The 16,438-nt window shown below is 71.9% G+C and carries 13 protein-coding genes, 1 tRNA gene and 2 pseudogenes; 7 read left to right on the top strand and 9 right to left on the bottom strand.

Annotated features, from left to right (window positions below):
- Both OP18_RS31685 and soxR read left to right on the top strand, forming a co-directional pair.
- Positions 1 to 241: pseudogene (locus tag OP18_RS31685) on the top strand (glycosyltransferase family 2 protein); the annotation flags it as partial.
- A 4-nt stretch (positions 242 to 245) separates the two neighbouring features.
- Positions 246 to 683: pseudogene (gene soxR, locus OP18_RS31680) on the top strand (redox-sensitive transcriptional activator SoxR); the annotation flags it as partial.
- Between the two features lie 103 nt (positions 684 to 786).
- On the opposite strand, the gene OP18_RS31675 reads toward soxR, so the two are convergent.
- Positions 787 to 1,743 carry an NAD(P)H-quinone oxidoreductase gene (locus OP18_RS31675; protein ID WP_033362792.1) on the bottom strand — a complete coding sequence of 319 codons (957 nt, stop codon included), beginning with the start codon at positions 1,741 to 1,743 and terminating at the stop codon, positions 787 to 789.
- Between the two features lie 315 nt (positions 1,744 to 2,058).
- On the opposite strand from OP18_RS31675, the gene OP18_RS57795 reads away from it, so the two are divergent.
- Together OP18_RS57795 and OP18_RS31665 are read left to right on the top strand one after the other, a co-directional pair.
- Positions 2,059 to 2,448 carry a hypothetical protein gene (locus OP18_RS57795; RefSeq protein WP_156089935.1) on the top strand — a complete coding sequence of 130 codons (390 nt, stop codon included), beginning with the start codon at positions 2,059 to 2,061 and terminating at the stop codon, positions 2,446 to 2,448.
- A gap of 166 nt (positions 2,449 to 2,614) precedes the next feature.
- Positions 2,615 to 2,699: transfer RNA gene (locus tag OP18_RS31665), tRNA-Ser, on the top strand.
- A gap of 37 nt (positions 2,700 to 2,736) precedes the next feature.
- Here OP18_RS31665 and OP18_RS31660 read toward each other — a convergent pair.
- The 8 genes from OP18_RS31660 to OP18_RS31630 form a co-directional block, all read right to left on the bottom strand.
- Positions 2,737 to 3,492, bottom strand: a complete 756-nt coding sequence (locus tag OP18_RS31660; protein WP_033362771.1) for a 2-phosphosulfolactate phosphatase — start codon at positions 3,490 to 3,492, stop codon at positions 2,737 to 2,739.
- Positions 3,493 to 3,494: 2 nt separating this feature from the next.
- Entirely contained in the window at positions 3,495 to 5,993 is a 2,499-nt protein-coding gene (gene purL, locus OP18_RS31655; RefSeq protein WP_081971281.1) for a phosphoribosylformylglycinamidine synthase subunit PurL, read from the bottom strand.
- Positions 5,990 to 6,670, bottom strand: a complete 681-nt coding sequence (gene purQ / locus OP18_RS31650; protein WP_033362770.1) for a phosphoribosylformylglycinamidine synthase subunit PurQ — start codon at positions 6,668 to 6,670, stop codon at positions 5,990 to 5,992. The genes purL and purQ overlap by 4 nt, the downstream gene beginning before the upstream one ends.
- Positions 6,667 to 6,927, bottom strand: coding sequence for a phosphoribosylformylglycinamidine synthase subunit PurS (purS, locus tag OP18_RS31645; protein WP_033362769.1), 261 nt, complete (start codon positions 6,925 to 6,927; stop codon positions 6,667 to 6,669). Before purS ends, purQ begins: the two co-directional genes overlap by 4 nt.
- Before the next feature lie 184 nt (positions 6,928 to 7,111).
- Entirely contained in the window at positions 7,112 to 8,530 is a 1,419-nt protein-coding gene (purB, locus tag OP18_RS31640; RefSeq protein WP_033362768.1) for an adenylosuccinate lyase, read from the bottom strand.
- Positions 8,520 to 8,849, bottom strand: a complete 330-nt coding sequence (locus OP18_RS62660; protein WP_369335522.1) for a MarR family transcriptional regulator — start codon at positions 8,847 to 8,849, stop codon at positions 8,520 to 8,522. Before OP18_RS62660 ends, purB begins: the two co-directional genes overlap by 11 nt.
- 21 nt (positions 8,850 to 8,870) lie before the next feature.
- Positions 8,871 to 10,466, bottom strand: a complete 1,596-nt coding sequence (locus OP18_RS31635; protein ID WP_033362767.1) for a hypothetical protein — start codon at positions 10,464 to 10,466, stop codon at positions 8,871 to 8,873.
- A gap of 33 nt (positions 10,467 to 10,499) precedes the next feature.
- Positions 10,500 to 11,774, bottom strand: coding sequence for an acetyl-CoA C-acetyltransferase (locus tag OP18_RS31630; protein WP_033362766.1), 1,275 nt, complete (start codon positions 11,772 to 11,774; stop codon positions 10,500 to 10,502).
- Positions 11,775 to 11,863: 89 nt separating this feature from the next.
- Between OP18_RS31630 and OP18_RS31625 the strand changes: the two genes are divergently transcribed.
- The 3 genes from OP18_RS31625 to OP18_RS31615 are packed head-to-tail and all read left to right on the top strand — an operon-like array spanning position 11,864 to position 16,434.
- Positions 11,864 to 13,177: a 3-oxoacyl-ACP reductase gene (locus OP18_RS31625; RefSeq protein ID WP_033362765.1), complete on the top strand. Its 1,314-nt coding sequence runs from the start codon at positions 11,864 to 11,866 to the stop codon at positions 13,175 to 13,177.
- A gap of 20 nt (positions 13,178 to 13,197) precedes the next feature.
- Positions 13,198 to 14,028: a MaoC/PaaZ C-terminal domain-containing protein gene (locus OP18_RS31620; RefSeq protein WP_211273733.1), complete on the top strand. Its 831-nt coding sequence runs from the start codon at positions 13,198 to 13,200 to the stop codon at positions 14,026 to 14,028.
- A gap of 39 nt (positions 14,029 to 14,067) precedes the next feature.
- Positions 14,068 to 16,434, top strand: coding sequence for a hypothetical protein (locus tag OP18_RS31615; RefSeq protein ID WP_033362764.1), 2,367 nt, complete (start codon positions 14,068 to 14,070; stop codon positions 16,432 to 16,434).
- The last annotated feature ends 4 nt before the right edge of the window (positions 16,435 to 16,438 follow it).

Below are 16,438 nucleotides of genomic sequence, written 5' to 3'. Positions count from 1 at the left end.
CTCCTTCTCCTTCTGGTACGTGATGGGCAACAAGGCCGTCACCACCGCCGCGAACATGCTGTACAACTGCTACCTCGGCGACCTGGAGACCTGCTTCAAGCTGCACCGCCCCTACGAGGTGCCGATCAGCTACCGCGCCCGCACCCGCGAAGAAGGCAAGAAGATCACCTGGAAAGACGGCGTCGAAGCCCTCTGGATCCTGTCCCGCGAGCGCGTCCGTAAGCCCTCGACCAAGCGCTGACCGTATGGCTGAGCTCCTCACGATCGGTGAACTCTCGGCGCGCAGCGGGGTCGCCCCGTCGGCGCTGCGCTTCTACGAGAAGCTCGGCCTGATCCACTCGACCCGCACCGGCGGCAACCAGCGACGGTATGAGCGCTCCGCGCTGCGGCGGGTCGCGTTCATCAGGATCTCCGCGCAGGTCGGCATCCCCTTGGAGACCATCAAGGACGCCCTGGCCTCCCTGCCGGCCAACCGCACCCCGACCCGGGGGGACTGGGCCCGGCTGTCGCGCAACTGGCGGGTGCACCTGGACGAGCAGATCGCGCTGCTCGAGCGGCTGCGGGACACGTTGACGGGGTGCATCGGGTGCGGGTGCCTGTCGCTGACGCACTGCCAGCTGGCGAACCCGGAGGACCGGCTGGCGGCCCGCGGGCCCGGGCCGGTGATCCTGGCTTCCTCGCCCGCTCCTGCGCCTTCGCCTGCGCCCTCGACGCCGGTGCCGGTCGTCTTCGGGGTCGGGCCGTCGCCTTCGCCCGCGGCACCTTCCCGTTCTGCGGCCGCGCCCGTCACGGACGGGTGAGGATGATCTTTCCGAAGTGCCCGCTCGACTCCATCAGGCGGTGCGCCTCGGCGGCGTCCGGCAGCGGCACCCGGCTGTCCACGACCGGACCGATCAGCCCTTCGTCGATCAGGGGCCAGACCTCCTCGCGGACGCCCCGGATGATGGCCGTCTTCTGCGCGATCGACCGTGACCGCAGCGCCGTGGCGAACACACTGCCCCGCTTTGCCAGCAGCGCCGCCAGGTCCAGCTCGGCCTTCCGGCCGCCCTGCATCCCGATCACCACGAGCCGGCCGCCCTCGTTGAGTGCCTTCACGTTGGCCCCGAGGTACGCCCCGCCGATGATGTCGAGGATGACGTCGGCCTTCACCGTCGCGCTGAAGTCCTCGGCCGTGTAGTCGATCACCCGGTCCGCCCCGAGCGCGGTCAGCGCGTCGTGCTTGGTCTTGCGCGCCGTCGTGACCACGTGCGCGCCGAGTGCCTTGCCCAGCTGCACCGCGAACGTCCCGATGCCGCTGCCGCCGCCGTGCACCAGCAGCGTCTCCCCCGGCTTGATCCCCGCCACGTCCACCACGTTGGAGAACACCGTCGCCGCCACCTCCGGCAGCGCCGCCGCGTCCTCCAGCGTCACATTCCGCGGCACCGGCAGCAGCTGCCCGACGTGCGCCACCGCCAGCTCGGCGTACCCCCCACCCGGGATCAGCGCGCAGACCTCCTGCCCGGCGTGCCAGTGGTGGGTACCGGCGCCGGCCCCGACGATGCGACCGGACACCTCCATGCCCGGATACGGCGGCGCCCCCTCCGGCGGCGGGTAGAACCCCTGCCGCTGCAGCACGTCGGCCCGGTTCACCCCGGCCGCGTGGACCTCGATCAGCACCTCGTCCTGCCCCGGCACCGGATCCGGCACCTCGGTCCACCGCAGTACCTCAGGACCACCCGGCTGCTCGATCGTGATCGCGCGCATGCGGACCATTTTGGACCATGGTCGCGGGCCGTGCTCCCGTACTAGGGCGTGGGCGGGGTCCGCTCCCACGGCCAATGCCCCCGGCCTTCGTGGTGATGCCACCCCGGGCGCCAGGCGGTCGGCTCCATGACGGGCGCTTCGCTCGCCGGGCCTGCTGTCGGCTCCTGTGTCGGGTCTACGGTCGGCTCGACTGTCGGGCTTGCTGTCGGGCTATCTGTCGGGCTACCTGTCGGGCTGGCTGTCGGCTCTGGTGTCGGGCTTGTGGTGGGCTCCGTGGGCGGCTGTGCGGTCGCCGGCCGGCTCACGGGGCCTGTCGTGGTCTTCTCGATCCGCCGCACCGGCGCCTTGACCGGTCCCGGCGCCCGCGGCCCGGCCAGCACCCGGGCCGGCGAGCCGGTGGGACCCAGGACGGGCTGGGGCGCGGCGGGCACGTCGTACAGGTGGATCTCCCGCACCGGGTCGGGCGTCACCATCCCCCGCGGCACCTCCCCCTGCGCCCCCGCCCCGCCGCCGTGCCGCGGCGGCTCCCACCCGGCCGAGCCGATCGCCACCCCCAACGCCGCCACCCCCACCCCGCCGGCGATCAGCGCCAGCAACGGATGCCGCACGACGCGCCGGTGCCGGGTGACGTACGCGACCCGAGGATCGTTGAAGAACACGTGCATGACCTTGGCCCCCGCCTGTAGCTCCCACCTGCAGCCCTGAGTCTGCGCAGGTCACCTTTATGCCGCGCGGCATTTGCAGCGGAGTGTCAAGATGTCATCTGGTCGCGGTCGCCCAGTCCGCCACCGCCCGCCTGACGTCCGGCCTCCCTCACACGGGTGACCACCGACGCGGCGAAGCGATCTGGCAGACTGGTCCGCGTTCCACTGGAGGGCTCGCCTAGTGGCCGATGGCGCTGGTCTTGAAAACCGGTATGAGGAAACTCATCGTGGGTTCGAATCCCACGCCCTCCGCAGTGTCTCCTCAGCAGACCGCTGCTGTCCGGCCCGTTCAGGCAGGGGCGAAGGACTGCCCCGTCAGCACCGGCACCGTGTGTGAGGTGCCTACCTGGACGGCGAGCTTCACGTCGTCGGCGAAGCCGCGCTGGATCAGCTCCTGGCCGCTCACGCACCGTCGCACCGCGGCCGGCACGTTGCGGACCGAGGCGAGCGCCGCCAGGCTGACCGCGGCCTCCACGGACAGCGGGACCCCGAGCATCGACAGGCCGTCCAGGACCGCCGCGGCGCCCAACAGGTCCTCGACACACGGGCGGAGAGTGCCGTCCGGCCAGAGCTCGCCGGCGGCCACCACGCCGACCGGGCGGGTCGGTGTGCCGAAGGCCTGGGCGTGCAGCCAGCGGGCGACGGCGGGGGCGTTGCGGAGGCAGGCGGCGACCACCGGCACGCCCGTCGAGGCGGCCGCTGAGCAGATCGACGCGCCGTTCGGGGACGGCAGGACCAGTTCGGCCACGAAGGGGGCGTTCTGCAGCGCGGCCGGGGACAGGGACCACGGTGAGGCGTCCGAGGCCTGTTTGCGGCCCACGGCGACCGCGGCGCCGATCCTGTCGGCGTACGCGCGGGCCTGGTCGCTCCACGGGAACGGGTGGACGCGCATGCCGCGGCCGACGGCGATGTCGACCGCGGTGGAGAAGGACAGGACGTCGACGACGACGAGGACCGAGCAGACGCGCGCCAGTTCGGCGGCGCCTGCTGGTCCCCAGTCGAAACGGGCGCCGGAGCCGGGCTGGCTGAAGACGCCTTCGGTCATCGTCAGGCGTCGGGATCGGCGGGCGGCGCGGAGTCCTCCGGGCCGTCGGCGTCGGCGTCGGTACCGGCGTCCGTGGCCTTCGACAGGGAAGGCGTCGACGGCACCTCGGGCACCTCCGGCGCCGCGACCGGCTCGAAGATGCCACCACCCGAGACCGGTTTGTCCGAAATGTCCTCAACTCCGGACGCAGCCGCGGCCTCAGGAGCGGCGTACGACGGCGCCTCCGTCGACACGTCGCCGAACAGGGCCGGCAGCGTGCCCTTCCACGCCGACCGCAGCTCGTCCAGCGAGATCGTGAACTGCCCCCGCACGTCCAGGGCCCGGCTGCGCCCGTCGACGGTGCCGATGACCGTGGCCGGCAGGCCGTGCTGGGCGCACAGGGCGGTGAACGCCTTCTCGTGGCCGCGCGGCACCGAGACCAAGGCCCGGGCCGTCGACTCGGAGAAGAGCGCGACGAACGGGTTGAGCCCCTCCGGCAGCGTGATGTTGGCGCCGTGGTCGTAGCGCAGCGTCGCCTCGACGAGGGCCTGGGCGAGGCCGCCGTCGGAGAGGTCGTGCGCGGAGGACAGGTGGCCGCGCTCGCACGCCTCGGTGAGGACCGAGGCGAGGATGCGCTCGCGGACCAGGTTGACCCGCGGCGGCTGGCCGCCGAGGTGGTTGTGCGTCACCCAGGCCCACTCGGAGCCGGACAGCTCCTCGCCGGTCTCGCCGAGCAGGACGATGACGTCGCTGTCGCCGCCGAAGCCCATCGGGACGCGGGTGCCCACGTTGGAGATCACGCCGAGGACGCCGACGACCGGGGTCGGGTGGATGGCCTGCGGGCCGGTGGAGTTGTAGAAGCTGACGTTGCCGCCGGTGACCGGGATGCCCAGCTCGGCGCAGCCGTCGGCGAGACCCCGGACCGCTTCGGCGAACTGCCACATGACCTGGGGGTCCTCCGGCGAGCCGAAGTTGAGGCAGTTGGTGACCGCGAGGGGCGTGGCGCCGGAGGCGGCGACGTTGCGGTAGGACTCCGCGAGGGCGAGCTTCGCGCCGTTGTACGGGTCGAGCCGCGCGTACCGGGCGTTGCCGTCGACGGACAGGGCGATGCCGAGGCCGGTCTGCTCGTCGATGCGGATCACGCCGGAGTTCTCCGGCTGGGCGAGGATCGTGTTGCCCTGCACGTAGCGGTCGTACTGCTCGGTGACCCAGCTCTTGTCGCACAGGTTGGGGCTGGCGGCCAGGCGCAGCAGCGTCTCGCGCAGCTCCACGCCGCTGCGCGGCCGGGGCAGCGTCTCGGCGCGGTCGGCCTGCAGCAGGATCAGGTCGGCGGGCTCGCGCATCGGCCGGGCATACACCGGGCCGTCGTCGACGAGCGAGCCGGGCGGGACGTCGACGACGACCTCGCCGTGCCAGCTGATGACCAGCCGGCCACCCTCGGTGACCTGGCCGATCGCGGTGGCGATGACGCCCCAGCGCTCGGCGACGCGGAGCACCTCGTCGAGCTTGCCCGGCTCGACGATGAGCAGCATGCGCTCCTGCGACTCGCTGGCCAGGACCTCCTGCGGGTCCATCGACGCCTCGCGCAGCGGCACCAGGTTGAGGTTGATGTCCATGCCGGTGCCGGCCGACGCGCTGGTCTCGGTCAGCGCGCAGGTGAGCCCGGCGCCGCCGAGGTCCTGGACACCGACGATGAGCTCCCGCTCGTACAGCTCGAGGCAGCTCTCGATGAGCAGCTTCTCGATGAACGGGTCGCCGACCTGCACCGACGGGCGGCGGGCCGGGCCGTCGCTGTTGAAGGTGGCGCTGGCCAGGACCGACACGCCGCCGATGCCGTCGCGGCCGGTCTTGGCGCCGAGGAGGACGACCACGTTGCCGGGGCCGTGTGCCTCCTTGTTCTGCAGGCGGTTGACCGGCAGCACGCCGACGCACAGCGCGTTGACCAGCGGGTTGCCCTGGTAGCAGGGGTCGAAGACGACCTCGCCGCCGATGTTGGGCAGGCCGAGGCAGTTGCCGTAGCCGCCGACGCCGGCGACGACGCCGGGCAGGACGCGCTTGGTGTCCTCGTGGTCGGCGGCGCCGAAGCGCAGCGGGTCCATCACCGCGACCGGGCGGGCGCCCATGGCGAGGATGTCGCGGACGATGCCGCCGACGCCGGTCGCCGCGCCCTGGTAGGGCTCGACGAAGCTCGGGTGGTTGTGCGACTCGACCTTGAACGTGACGGCGATGTCGTCGGAGATCCGGATCACGCCGGCGTTCTCGCCGATGCCGGCGAGCATCAGGTCCGACTTCGGCGCCTTCTCGCTGAACTGGCGCAGGTGGACCTTGCTGCTCTTGTACGAGCAGTGCTCGCTCCACATGATCGAGTACATGGCCAGCTCGGACGAGGTGGGCCGGCGGCCGAGGATCTGCCGGATCCGCTCGTACTCGTCGTCGCGGAGGCCGAGCTCCTCGTAGGGCTGCTCTTCGTCAGGGGTCTCGGCGGCGTGCGAGACGGTGTCGAAACCCGTTGTGGCGGTCATACACGAGCTCCCAGGTGTGCGAGCACGGACGTGAAGATGCCCAGCCCGTCGATCGACGGACCGGTCAGCACCTCGACGGCGTGCTCCGGGTGGGGCATGATCCCGACGACGTTGCCGGCAGCGTTGGTGATGGCGGCGATGTCGTGCAGCGAGCCGTTGGGGTTGCCGCGGATGTACCGGGCGACGACCCGTCCCTCGCCTTCGAGCTCTTCGAGCGTGCGCTCGTCGGCCATGTAGCAGCCTTCGCCGTTCTTGACCGGGATGACGATCTCCTGGCCGTGCTGGAAGCCGCCCGTCCACGCGGTCGCGGTGCTCTCCACGCGCAGCGCCTGGTCACGGTTGCGGAAGTGCAGGTGCTGGTTGCGGGTCAGCGCACCCGGTAGCAGGTGGGCCTCGCACAGCACCTGGAAGCCGTTGCAGATGCCCAGCACGGGCAGGCCGTCGCCGGCCGCCTTGATGATCGACTCCATGACCGCGGAGAACCGGGCGATGGCGCCGGCGCGCAGGTAGTCCCCGTAGGAGAAACCACCCGGCAGGATGACCGCGTCCACCCCGTACAGCTCGGAGTCGGCGTGCCACAGTGAGATCGGCGCGGCGCCGGTCAGGTGGACGGCACGGGCGGCGTCGCGGTCGTCGAGCGAGCCGGGGAAGGTGACGACACCGATCCGGGCGGTCACTGGCCCTCGCCCTCGGCCGGCGTCTCCTCGACCCGCAGGGTGAAGTCTTCGATCACCGGGTTGGCGAGGAGCTTGTCGGCGATCTCGCGGGCCCGGTCGAGGTCGGCGGCGCCGGCGAACTCGATCTCGATCCGCTTGCCGATGCGCACGGATGCCACGTCGGCGACGCCGAGGCGTGGCAGCGCGTTCGCGACCGCCTGACCCTGGGGGTCCAGGATCTCGGGTTTGAGCATGACGTCCACCACGACGCGGGCCACGGGGCACTCCTGACAGTTGAGTCGGGCGCTCGAGGGCGAGCGACACGAGCCTACCGGGCGGGGCAACGCCGCAGATCACCGCCCGTGTCACGGTTCGGTCGATCATGCGGCGCGGCCCGAAAACATCGCCCGAGACGCATCTTAGCGGCCCCCGCCGGCGCCAAGATCCAAGCGACGGAGCGGCTCACAGGATGGGCGGCGGCACATAGCCACCTGCCTCCGGGTGCTTCGCGACGATCTCGGCGATCTTGCCCACCACGGCGCTGACCTGCGCGGATGCTGCCCCGACGAACTCCTTCGGGTCCGCGACCAGGGCGTCGATCTCCTCCCGGGACAGCCGCAGCCGCCCGTCGTCGGCGAGCCGCTGCAGCAGATCGTTGTCCTGGATGCCCTTTTCGCGCATGGCGAGCGCCACTGCGACGGCGTGCTCCTTGATCGCTTCGTGAGCATCCTCACGGCCGACGCCCCGTCCGACGGCGGCGACCAGTACCCGGGTCGTCGCCAGGAAGGGCAGGTACCGGTCGAGCTCCCGGGCCACCACCGCCGGGTACGCCCCGAACTCGTCCAGCACGGTGAGGAAGGTGGCGAACAGCCCGTCGACGGCGAAGAACGCGTCGGGCAGCGCCACCCGGCGCACCACGGAGCAGGACACGTCGCCCTCGTTCCACTGGTCGCCGGCGAGCTCGCCCACCATCGACAGGTAGCCGCGGGTGATCACGGCGAGCCCGTTGACCCGCTCGCAGGAGCGGGTGTTCATCTTGTGCGGCATCGCCGAGGAGCCGACCTGCCCCTTCTTGAACCCCTCGGTCGCCAGCTCGTACCCGGCCATCAGCCGGATCGTGGTCGCCAGGCTGGACGGCCCGGCGACCGCCTGGGCGAGCGCCGACACCACGTCGAAGTCCAGCGAGCGCGGGTACACCTGGCCGACGCTGGTCAGCACGTTGGCGAAGCCGAGGTGCTCGGCGACCCGCCGCTCCAGCTCGGCGGCCTTGTCCGCGTCCCCGCCGAGCAGGTCCAGCTGGTCGGCCGCGGTGCCGACCGGCCCCTTGATCCCGCGCAGCGGGTAGCGCCCGAGCAGGTCGTCGATGCGCTGGTACGCGATGAGCAGCTCCTCCGCCGCGCTGGCGAACCGCTTGCCGAGGGTGGTGGCCTGCGCCGGTACGTTGTGCGACCGCCCGACCATGACCAGCTCGTCGTGCTGCCGGGCCCGCGCCGCGAGCCGCGCGAGGGCGGCCACCATCCGGTCCCGGACCAGCTCCAGCGACCTGCGGATCTGCAGCTGTTCGACGTTCTCCGTCAGGTCCCGCGACGTCATGCCCTTGTGGATGTGCTCGTGCCCGGCGAGCTCGGAGAACTCCTCGATGCGCGCCTTCACGTCGTGCCGGGTGACCCGCTCCCGCTCGGCGATGCTGGTCAGGTCGACGTCGTCGAGCACCCGCCGGTAGTCCTCGACCACCCCGTCGGGCACCGCCACCCCGAGGTCCCGCTGCGCGGTGAGCACGGCGAGCCACAGCCGCCGCTCCAACCGGACCTTCTCCTCGGGCGACCAGATCGCCACGAGCTCAGGCGACGCGTACCGACCAGCAAGCACATTAGGAATCACGAGCTGATTCTCCCCCGGCCGCCCGTCCGCCGGAAAAGCGGTCCGCCGCCCAGTAGGGACGCATCCGGTCCAGGACCTGCGTGCCGCGAGGTGGGGGCGGGCCTGGTCCAGCATCGCGTCGGCCTGGGTTCTGCTGGGTGAGCCGGACGTTGCCGAAGCGGCGCTCCAGCACGAGGCCGGCGGCCGCGAGACGGTCGGCCTCCCGGCTCGCGGTCGCGTGGGATACCCCGAGCCGGCGGGCCAGCTCGATCAACGGATACTCGGCCCCGGGGTGCAGGCAGAGCCACGCCAGCAGCTCACCCTGGAACGGCGACCGCAACAGGGTGTGCAAGTTCCCGCGTCAGGTGCGTGGCGGGTGGTCGCGCTCGGGGAGGCCGACGCGCAGGGCGACCCGCTCCACGTACAGCAACTGCGCGGCGATCACGACCAGGAAGAGCAGCACGAGCAGCCACAGCGGCAGCAGCGGCGCGTACGGCAGCGACATGTCCGCGGTGCGGCCCCGCACGAACAGCGCCTGCACGAGCTGGTTCTGCGCGGTCGGATGGTCGCCGGCGGCGCTGATGAGCGGCCAGATCAGGTCCTGGGCCTGGACCAGCCAGGTGGCCAGGTACGCCAGCGCCAGCATCGGCAGGGCCGGCAGCAGCACGCCGGCCCAGGAGGCGCGGTGGCCCTCCTGCAGCAGCACCTCGCGGCGCTGGGCCTGGCCGCGGAACAGCAGCGCGAGCAGGAACAGGGCCGGGATGGCGACCCGCGACGGCGGGATGAGGCCGATGAAGGAGTCGAGCCGGTCGGCGGTGACGCCGGCGGCGAAGTTGCGCAGCGCGAGCGGTGCGGAGCCGACGAAGAGGAAGAGCCCGAAGGGCAGCAGCAGCCACTCGCTGTGCCGGCCGAAGGGGCGCAGGCCGCTGATGCCGAACGCGGCGAGGGCGGCGACGGTGACCCCGACGAGCGTGGAGATCATCGGGGGGACCCAGGTGTTGACCCAGGTGGAGGGGGCGTCGCCGCGGCCGGTCTCGGTGATGTTCGACAGCCATGGGCCGAGGCCGGAGATGACGGCGCCGAGGGTGAACACCAGCAGGACGCCGGCGACGATCCAGGCGACGATCGGCTGGCCCTTCGTGGCGGCGGGCAGTCTCGGGTCGACCTCGAGGCGGGTGCCGGGCAGGATCACCAGGAGCGTGGCGATCAGGCCGAGCAGGATGAGCGGCACGAGGAGGGTCACCGAGGTGGCCGCGCCGACCCCGAAGCTCATCGTGCGGAAGGACGTCTCGTACATGAGGCGGGCCGGGGTGACGTCGTCCCTGGTGCCGAAGCCGCCGATGAACGCGAACGTGAAGTCCTGCAGCGCGACGGCGACGACGGTGAGCACGGCCAGGCCGCCGACGACGAGGACGGCGGGCACGGGGCTTCGGGTGGAGTCCAGGGTGCGGCGGCGCAGCGCGGCCAGGTAGGCGGTCGCGGCGAGGGCGACGATCAGGCCGAGGGTGCCGAGCCAGTACGCGGTCCGGGTGGACGACTCGCGCAGCCCGACGGCGATCGCCACCGGGGCGAAGGCGGCCAGCGGCAGCGCGAGGGCGACCCGGGTGACCCACCGGGCCCAGGTCCCGCCGGCGTGCGCGGCCCAGGCGATGGCGGGGGCGAGCAGCAGGACCAGCAGGACCGGCACGACGGCGAGGCTCAGCGCGTACCAGTGCGCGCCGGCGAGGTCACCCTTCGCGTACGCGGTGTCGTAGTTGTCCCAGCCGACGCTCTTGCTGCCCTCGGTCAGCCGCAGCCCGCTGAACTGGCGGAAGCTGGACGTGACGGTCCAGTACAGCGGCTCGACGTAGGACGTCAGCAGCAGTACCAGCGCGGGCAGGACGAGGATCAGACCGACGGCGACCTGCCAGCCGGGTCGGGACGGTGGCGGCCGGAGCATCGTCGGCTGGATCGTCATGCGTCAACGATATGGGTGGATCGAGCGCCGCGCTCACCTGGACAGGATCGCGGTCACCCCTTGCCCACCTGCGGCACAGATGGAGATGAGGCCGCGGCCGGAGCCCCGCTCGGCGAGCAGCTTCGCCAGGGTCGCCACGATCCGGCCGCCGGTCGCCGCGAACGGGTGCCCCGCCGCCAGGGAGGAGCCGTTGACGTTGAGCCGGGTGCGGTCGACGGCGCCGAGGGGCTCGTCCAGGCCGAGGCGCTCCTTGCAGAACGCCGGGTCCTCCCAGGCCTTCAGCGTGGCGAGCACCTGCGAGGCGAACGCCTCGTGGATCTCGTAGAAGTCGAAGTCCTGCAGCTTGAGCCCGGCGCGGGCGAGCATCCGCGGCACCGCGTACACGGGAGCCATGAGCAGCCCGTCGCCGCCGTGGACGAAGTCGACCGCGGCCGTCTCGGCGGTGTCGAAGTACGCCAGCACCGGCAGGTTGCGCGCCGCGGCCCATTCCTCGCTGGCCAGCAGCACCACGGCGGCGCCGTCGGTCAGGGGCGAGGAGTTGCCGGCGGTCATCGTGGCCGACGCCCCCCGGCCGAAGGCGGGCTTGAGCGTGGCGAGGCGCTCCAGTGTGGTGTCGGGGCGCAGGTTCTGGTCGCGTTGCAGGCCGAGGTACGGGGTGACGAGGTCGTCGAAGAACCCGCGCTCGTACGCCGCGGCGAGCCGCTGGTGGGAGGCGAGGGCCAGCTCGTCCTGCGCGGCGCGGGTGATGCCGAACTCCAGGGCGGTGATCGCGGCGGAGTCGCCCATGGACAGCCCGGTGCGGGGCTCGCTGTTGCGCGGGATGTCCGGTTTGAGCTGGGTGGGGCGCAGCTTGCCCACGGCGCGCAGGCGGGCGCCGAGCGACCGGGCCCGGTTGAGCTCCATGAGGACCCGCCGCATGTCCTCGTTGACGCCGAGGGGTGCGTCGGAGGTGGTGTCGACGCCGCCGGCGATGCCCGACTCGATCTGCCCGAGGGCGATCTTGTTGGCGACGAGGATGGCGGCCTCCAGACCGGTTCCGCAGGCCTGCTGGACGTCGTACGCGGGAGTCCGCGGGTCGAGGCGGGAGCCGAGCACGGATTCACGCGTGAGGTTGAAATCGCGGCTGTGCTTGAGCACCGCACCGGCCGCGACCTCGCCGAGCCGCTCCCCGGCGAGGCCGAACCGCGCCACCAGTCCATCTATAGCGGCCGTCAGCATGTCCTGGTTTGATGCAGTGGCGTAGACACTGCCCGAGCGCGCGAAGGGGATGCGATTACCGCCGACGATCGCCACTCGTTTCGGGGCCATCGGAGTCTCCTTCAGTGCGACAGGGCAGCCTGGCGCTACCCTACTGGTGAGTAGGTTAGCGCGTTTGTTGTGACTGGGGAGGCACTGCAATGACCGATCGCTACGCCAACTTCGCGCATTCGGGAGCCGGGAAGTTCTTCGTCCGGCGGCTCGGCCTGCCCGACCCGCCGAAGTTGCGCCGCCACGACCCGGACGGCCCGCTCATCGACGGGCAGGTCGTCGTCAACGGCGGCGGCCGCCTCGTCGAACCGGTCCGCAAGCTGCTGGAGAAGCTCGGCGCCCCCCTCGAAGGGCCGACCGCCGCCCTGGTCTTCGACGCGACCGCCATCGTCGACACCGGGGGTCTGCGCGGCCTGTACGACTTCTTCCACCCGCTGATCCGCACCCTGCGCTCCTCCGGCCGGGTGATCGTCCTGGGCACCCCGCCGGAGCTGTGCGCCGACGCCCGCGAGGCCACCGCGCAGCGGGCCCTGGAGGGCTTCGTGCGTTCCGTGGGCAAGGAGCTCGGCCGGGGCGGCACCGCGCAGCTGGTGTACGTCTCCCCCGGCGCCGAGGAGGCGATCGAGTCGACGGCGCGGTTCCTGCTGTCGGGCCGTTCGGCGTACGTGTCGGGCCAGGTCATCCGGGTCGGGCCGGCCGCCGTCGACGTCCCCGAGGACTGGGACCAGCCGCTCGTCGGCCGGACCGCGATCGTGACCGGCGCGGCCCGCGGCATCGGCGCCGCCATCGCCGAGGTGCTCACCCGCGACGGCGCGCACGTGGTCTGCCTGGACGTACCGGCCGCCGGGGAGGACCTGACCCGCGTCGCCAACGCGCTCAAGGGCACCGCGCTGCAGCTGGACCTGACCGCCGAGGACGCCCCGCGCCGGCTCGCGGACTTCATCGCCACCCGGCACGTGCACGCCGACATCTTCGTGCACAACGCGGGGATCACCCGGGACAAGACGCTCGGCCGGATGGACGCCGCCCAGTGGCAGTCGGTGCTGGACGTCAACCTCGGCAGCCAGGAACGGATCAACGAGGTGCTGCTCGCGGAGAACCTGCTCGGCGGCAACGGCCGCATCGTCGCGGTCTCCTCCGTGTCCGGCATCGCCGGCAACCGCGGTCAGACCAACTACGCCACGTCGAAGGCGGGCGTCATCGGGCTCGTCCAGGCGCACGCGCCGGCGTTCGCCGCGGCCGGCCTGACGCTCAACGCGGTCGCCCCCGGCTTCATCGAGACGAAGATGACCGCCGCGATGCCCATGTTCATCCGCGAGGCGGGCCGGCGCATGAACAGCATGTCGCAGGGCGGCCTGCCGGTCGACGTGGCCGAGACGATCGCGTGGCTGGCCCACCCGGCCTCCGGCGGCGTCAACGGCAACGTCATCCGGGTCTGCGGGCAGAGCCTGCTGGGTGCCTGACCGTGCCTGACCTGGACCGGATGCCGAGCCTCGGGCCGCTGTACCGGGCGGCGGCGCTGCGGCGCGGGGTCGCGGCGGACCCCGCACTGCCGGCGCGTGAGGTGGCCCTCGGCGGCGTCACCGTCGACCGGGGGCACCTGGCCGCCTACAACCGGGTCTGCGGCTTCCGGCTCCGCGACGAGCTGCCCGCCACCTATCCGCACGTCGTCGCGTTTCCCCTGGCCATGACGTTGATGACGGCGCCGGACTTCCCGTTTCCGCTGCTGGGACTGATCCACGTGGCGAACCGGATCGAGGTCCTGCGCCCGCTGCTGCTCCTGTCGTCGTCGTTGTCGTTCGCGGTACGGGCCGAGGCGCTGCGACCGCACGACCGCGGGACGCAGCTGGACGTGGTGACGACCGCGGCGGTCGACGGGGAGGTGGTGTGGCGCGACACGTCCACGTATCTGCGCCGCACCGCGTCCGGCGGCTCCTCGGGCGGATCCTCCTCCGGTGGATCCGCCGCGGCTCCCGCGCCGGCGCCGAACGCCGTGTGGCGGGTGCCGCGGCGGGTCGGTCCCGACTACGCGGCCGTGTCCGGCGACCGCAACCCGATCCACACCTCGCGGCTGCTGGCGAAGGTGTTCGGCTTCCCCCGCACGATCGCGCACGGCATGTGGACGAAGGCCCGCTGCCTCGCCGCGCTGGAGGGTCGGCTGCCCGGCACGTACACCGTCGACGTCGCCTTCAAGCTGCCGGTCCTGCTGCCGGCGACGGTCGGCTTCAGCGCCGTCACGCACGGCGACGGCTGGGATTTCGGGGTGCATGATGAGCGTTCCGGCAGACCGCATCTGTCGGGAGCTGTCAGGTAACCTGCTCAGCGCCACAGCCAGAGTTTCGGGGGGCCACACGTGCAGACGCCGACCGAAGCCGCCGACCCCGACGTGACGGACACCGTCCAGGAGCCGGCGGTCGCGCGCCCACGGGGCGTCCGCGCCGTGCTCACCTCCGGCTGGCTGCCGGTGTCGCTGCTGTGGGCGGCGACCACGGCCGCGCTGTGGTTCTTCGAGGTCTCCCCGCTCACCACGGTCGTCTTCACCGTGTACCTGGCGCTCGGTGTCACGCTGCCGGGCACCCTGTGGTGGCGGCTGCTCAGCCGGTCGAAGGGCTTCTTCGTCGCCGACGTCGCGGCCGGCCTCGCCCTCGGCTACGTCGGCGAGGTCTTCGTCTACATCGGCGCCCGGCTGCTCGGCCTGCCGCTGCTCGTGCTCGCCTGGCCGGCCGGCACGGTCGCGGTGTTCCTGCTGGTGCCGTCGCTGCGCCGCTACTGGCGCGGCGCCGCCGACGCGCCGGTCCCGCCGCTGCTGTGGCGCTGGTGCCTGACGCTGATCGCCGGCATGACGATGCTGTGGAGCTTCAAGTTCTACCGGCTGTACGGGTTGCGGTACCCGTACAACTCGACGCCGGACACCGACTCGACCTTCCATCTGGCGCTGGTCGGCGAAGCGAAGCACCACATGCCGATGGTGGTCCCGTGGATCACCGACGAGCCGCTGTATTACCACTGGTTCGTCTACCCGCAGATGGCCGCGTCCAGCTGGGTCACCGGGATCGAGCCGCAGGTGCTGCTGCTGCGCCTGTCGATGCTGCCGATGCTGATGGCGTTCGCGGTGCTCGTCGCCGTCCTGGCCCGCAAGGTCACCGGCGGCTGGTGGAGCGGCGTCGCGGCGAGCGTGCTGACCCTGTTCGTGCTGTCACCCAACCCGTACCAGTGGGTGAGCTGGGAGTTCTACACGAACCTCGCGTTCAGCACCCTGGAGGACGGCTCGTCGCTGCGGCTCACCGTGTGGAGCGGCCCGACGCAGACGTTCGGCGCGCTGCTCATGGTGCCGCTGATGATCGTGCTGGTCGACCGGCTGCGGGAATGGCGCGACGGCCGCGGGTGGGCGCTGTTCACGGTGCTGCTCGCCGGGGTGATGGGCGCCAAGGCCACCTACCTGCCGCTGCTGTTCTGCGGCCTGCTGCTGGTCGTCGCCGCCGAGCTGCTGCTGCACCGCACGCTGCACCGCGGCGCGCTGATCGGGCTCGGCATCACCTTCGCCGGGTTGGTCTTCTCCCAGGTCGTGCTGTTCGGCGGCACCAGCCAAGGCACGGCGCTCAAGCCGCTGACCACGCTCGTCACCGGCGCGCTGGGCACCACCACCGGCTACGCCGCCGGCGAGGTCACCAGCCGGCTGCTCGTGCTGACCGTCCTGCTGCTGTTCTGCTGGGTGTGCATCTGGGCCGGCCTGGCCGGCCTGCTGCGCCGCCGCCTGCCGGAGCCGGCGGTGCTGACCATGATCGGCATCGGGGTCGCCGGGGCCGGCGCCACGATCCTGACCGGCCAGTCCGGTGACAGCCAGCGGTTCTTCATCGAGGCGGCCCGGCCGTACCTGTCGGTCGCCGCGGTCGTCGGACTGTATTCGCTGCTGCCGGCCGGCCGGCTGGCCGCGCGGCGGGCGTGGGCCCTCGCCGGCTTCGTCGTGCTCGGCCTGGTGATCACGCAGGCGGTCCAGGTCATGGGCCGCGGCGACGTGCCCAACATCGGCAACACCGGCTCGTATGCGGCGCTGACCCGCGCGATCGTGCTGCCCTACGCGGCGCTCGCCGTGGCCGCGGTCGCGGTCGCCGCCGCGCTGCTGCTGGCCCGGCGCCGGGTGCCGGCCGTCCGCGGCATGGTGCTGGCGCTGGTCGTGGCGCTGCTCGCCGGGTATGGCATCAACACCAGCTTCCAGAACTACTACAAGATTCTGTGGGACTCGACACACGTCGGCTGGAAGAACGTGGTCAAGGGCGAGAAGATCGTCTCCGAGGGTGTCCTGGAGGCCGGCCGGTGGCTGCGCGACCACTCCGACCCCGACGACCTCGTCGCCACCAACGCGCACTGCCAGCGGTGGAACAAGGACTGCACGGATCTTCACTTCTCGATGACCGCGTACAGCGAACGGCGCATGCTCGTTGAGGGCTGGGGCTTCACCACGACCGCGCACGTCGAGGCCGCGAGGCTCGACACCTGGGTCGGCTACGTGCCCTACTGGCGCCCCGAGATCCTGGCCGACAATGACGCAGCGTTCAGCAACCCATCACCCCAAACGGTAGGTCTGCTCCGCGACCGCTACGGGGTACGCTGGCTGTTCGTTGACGAAAGCCAGGACAACGTTTCACCGCAGTTGGCGGCCTTCGCTACCGAACGTTATCGGTCGGGGGTCGCTGTGGTGTATGAACTGCCGTCGGCATGACCGC

The organism is Dactylosporangium aurantiacum, from assembly GCF_000716715.1.
GTDB classification, from domain to species: domain Bacteria; phylum Actinomycetota; class Actinomycetes; order Mycobacteriales; family Micromonosporaceae; genus Dactylosporangium; species Dactylosporangium aurantiacum.
The sequence above is the reverse complement of the archived record's forward strand: the minus strand, read 5'-3'. Positions and strand labels throughout refer to the sequence as shown.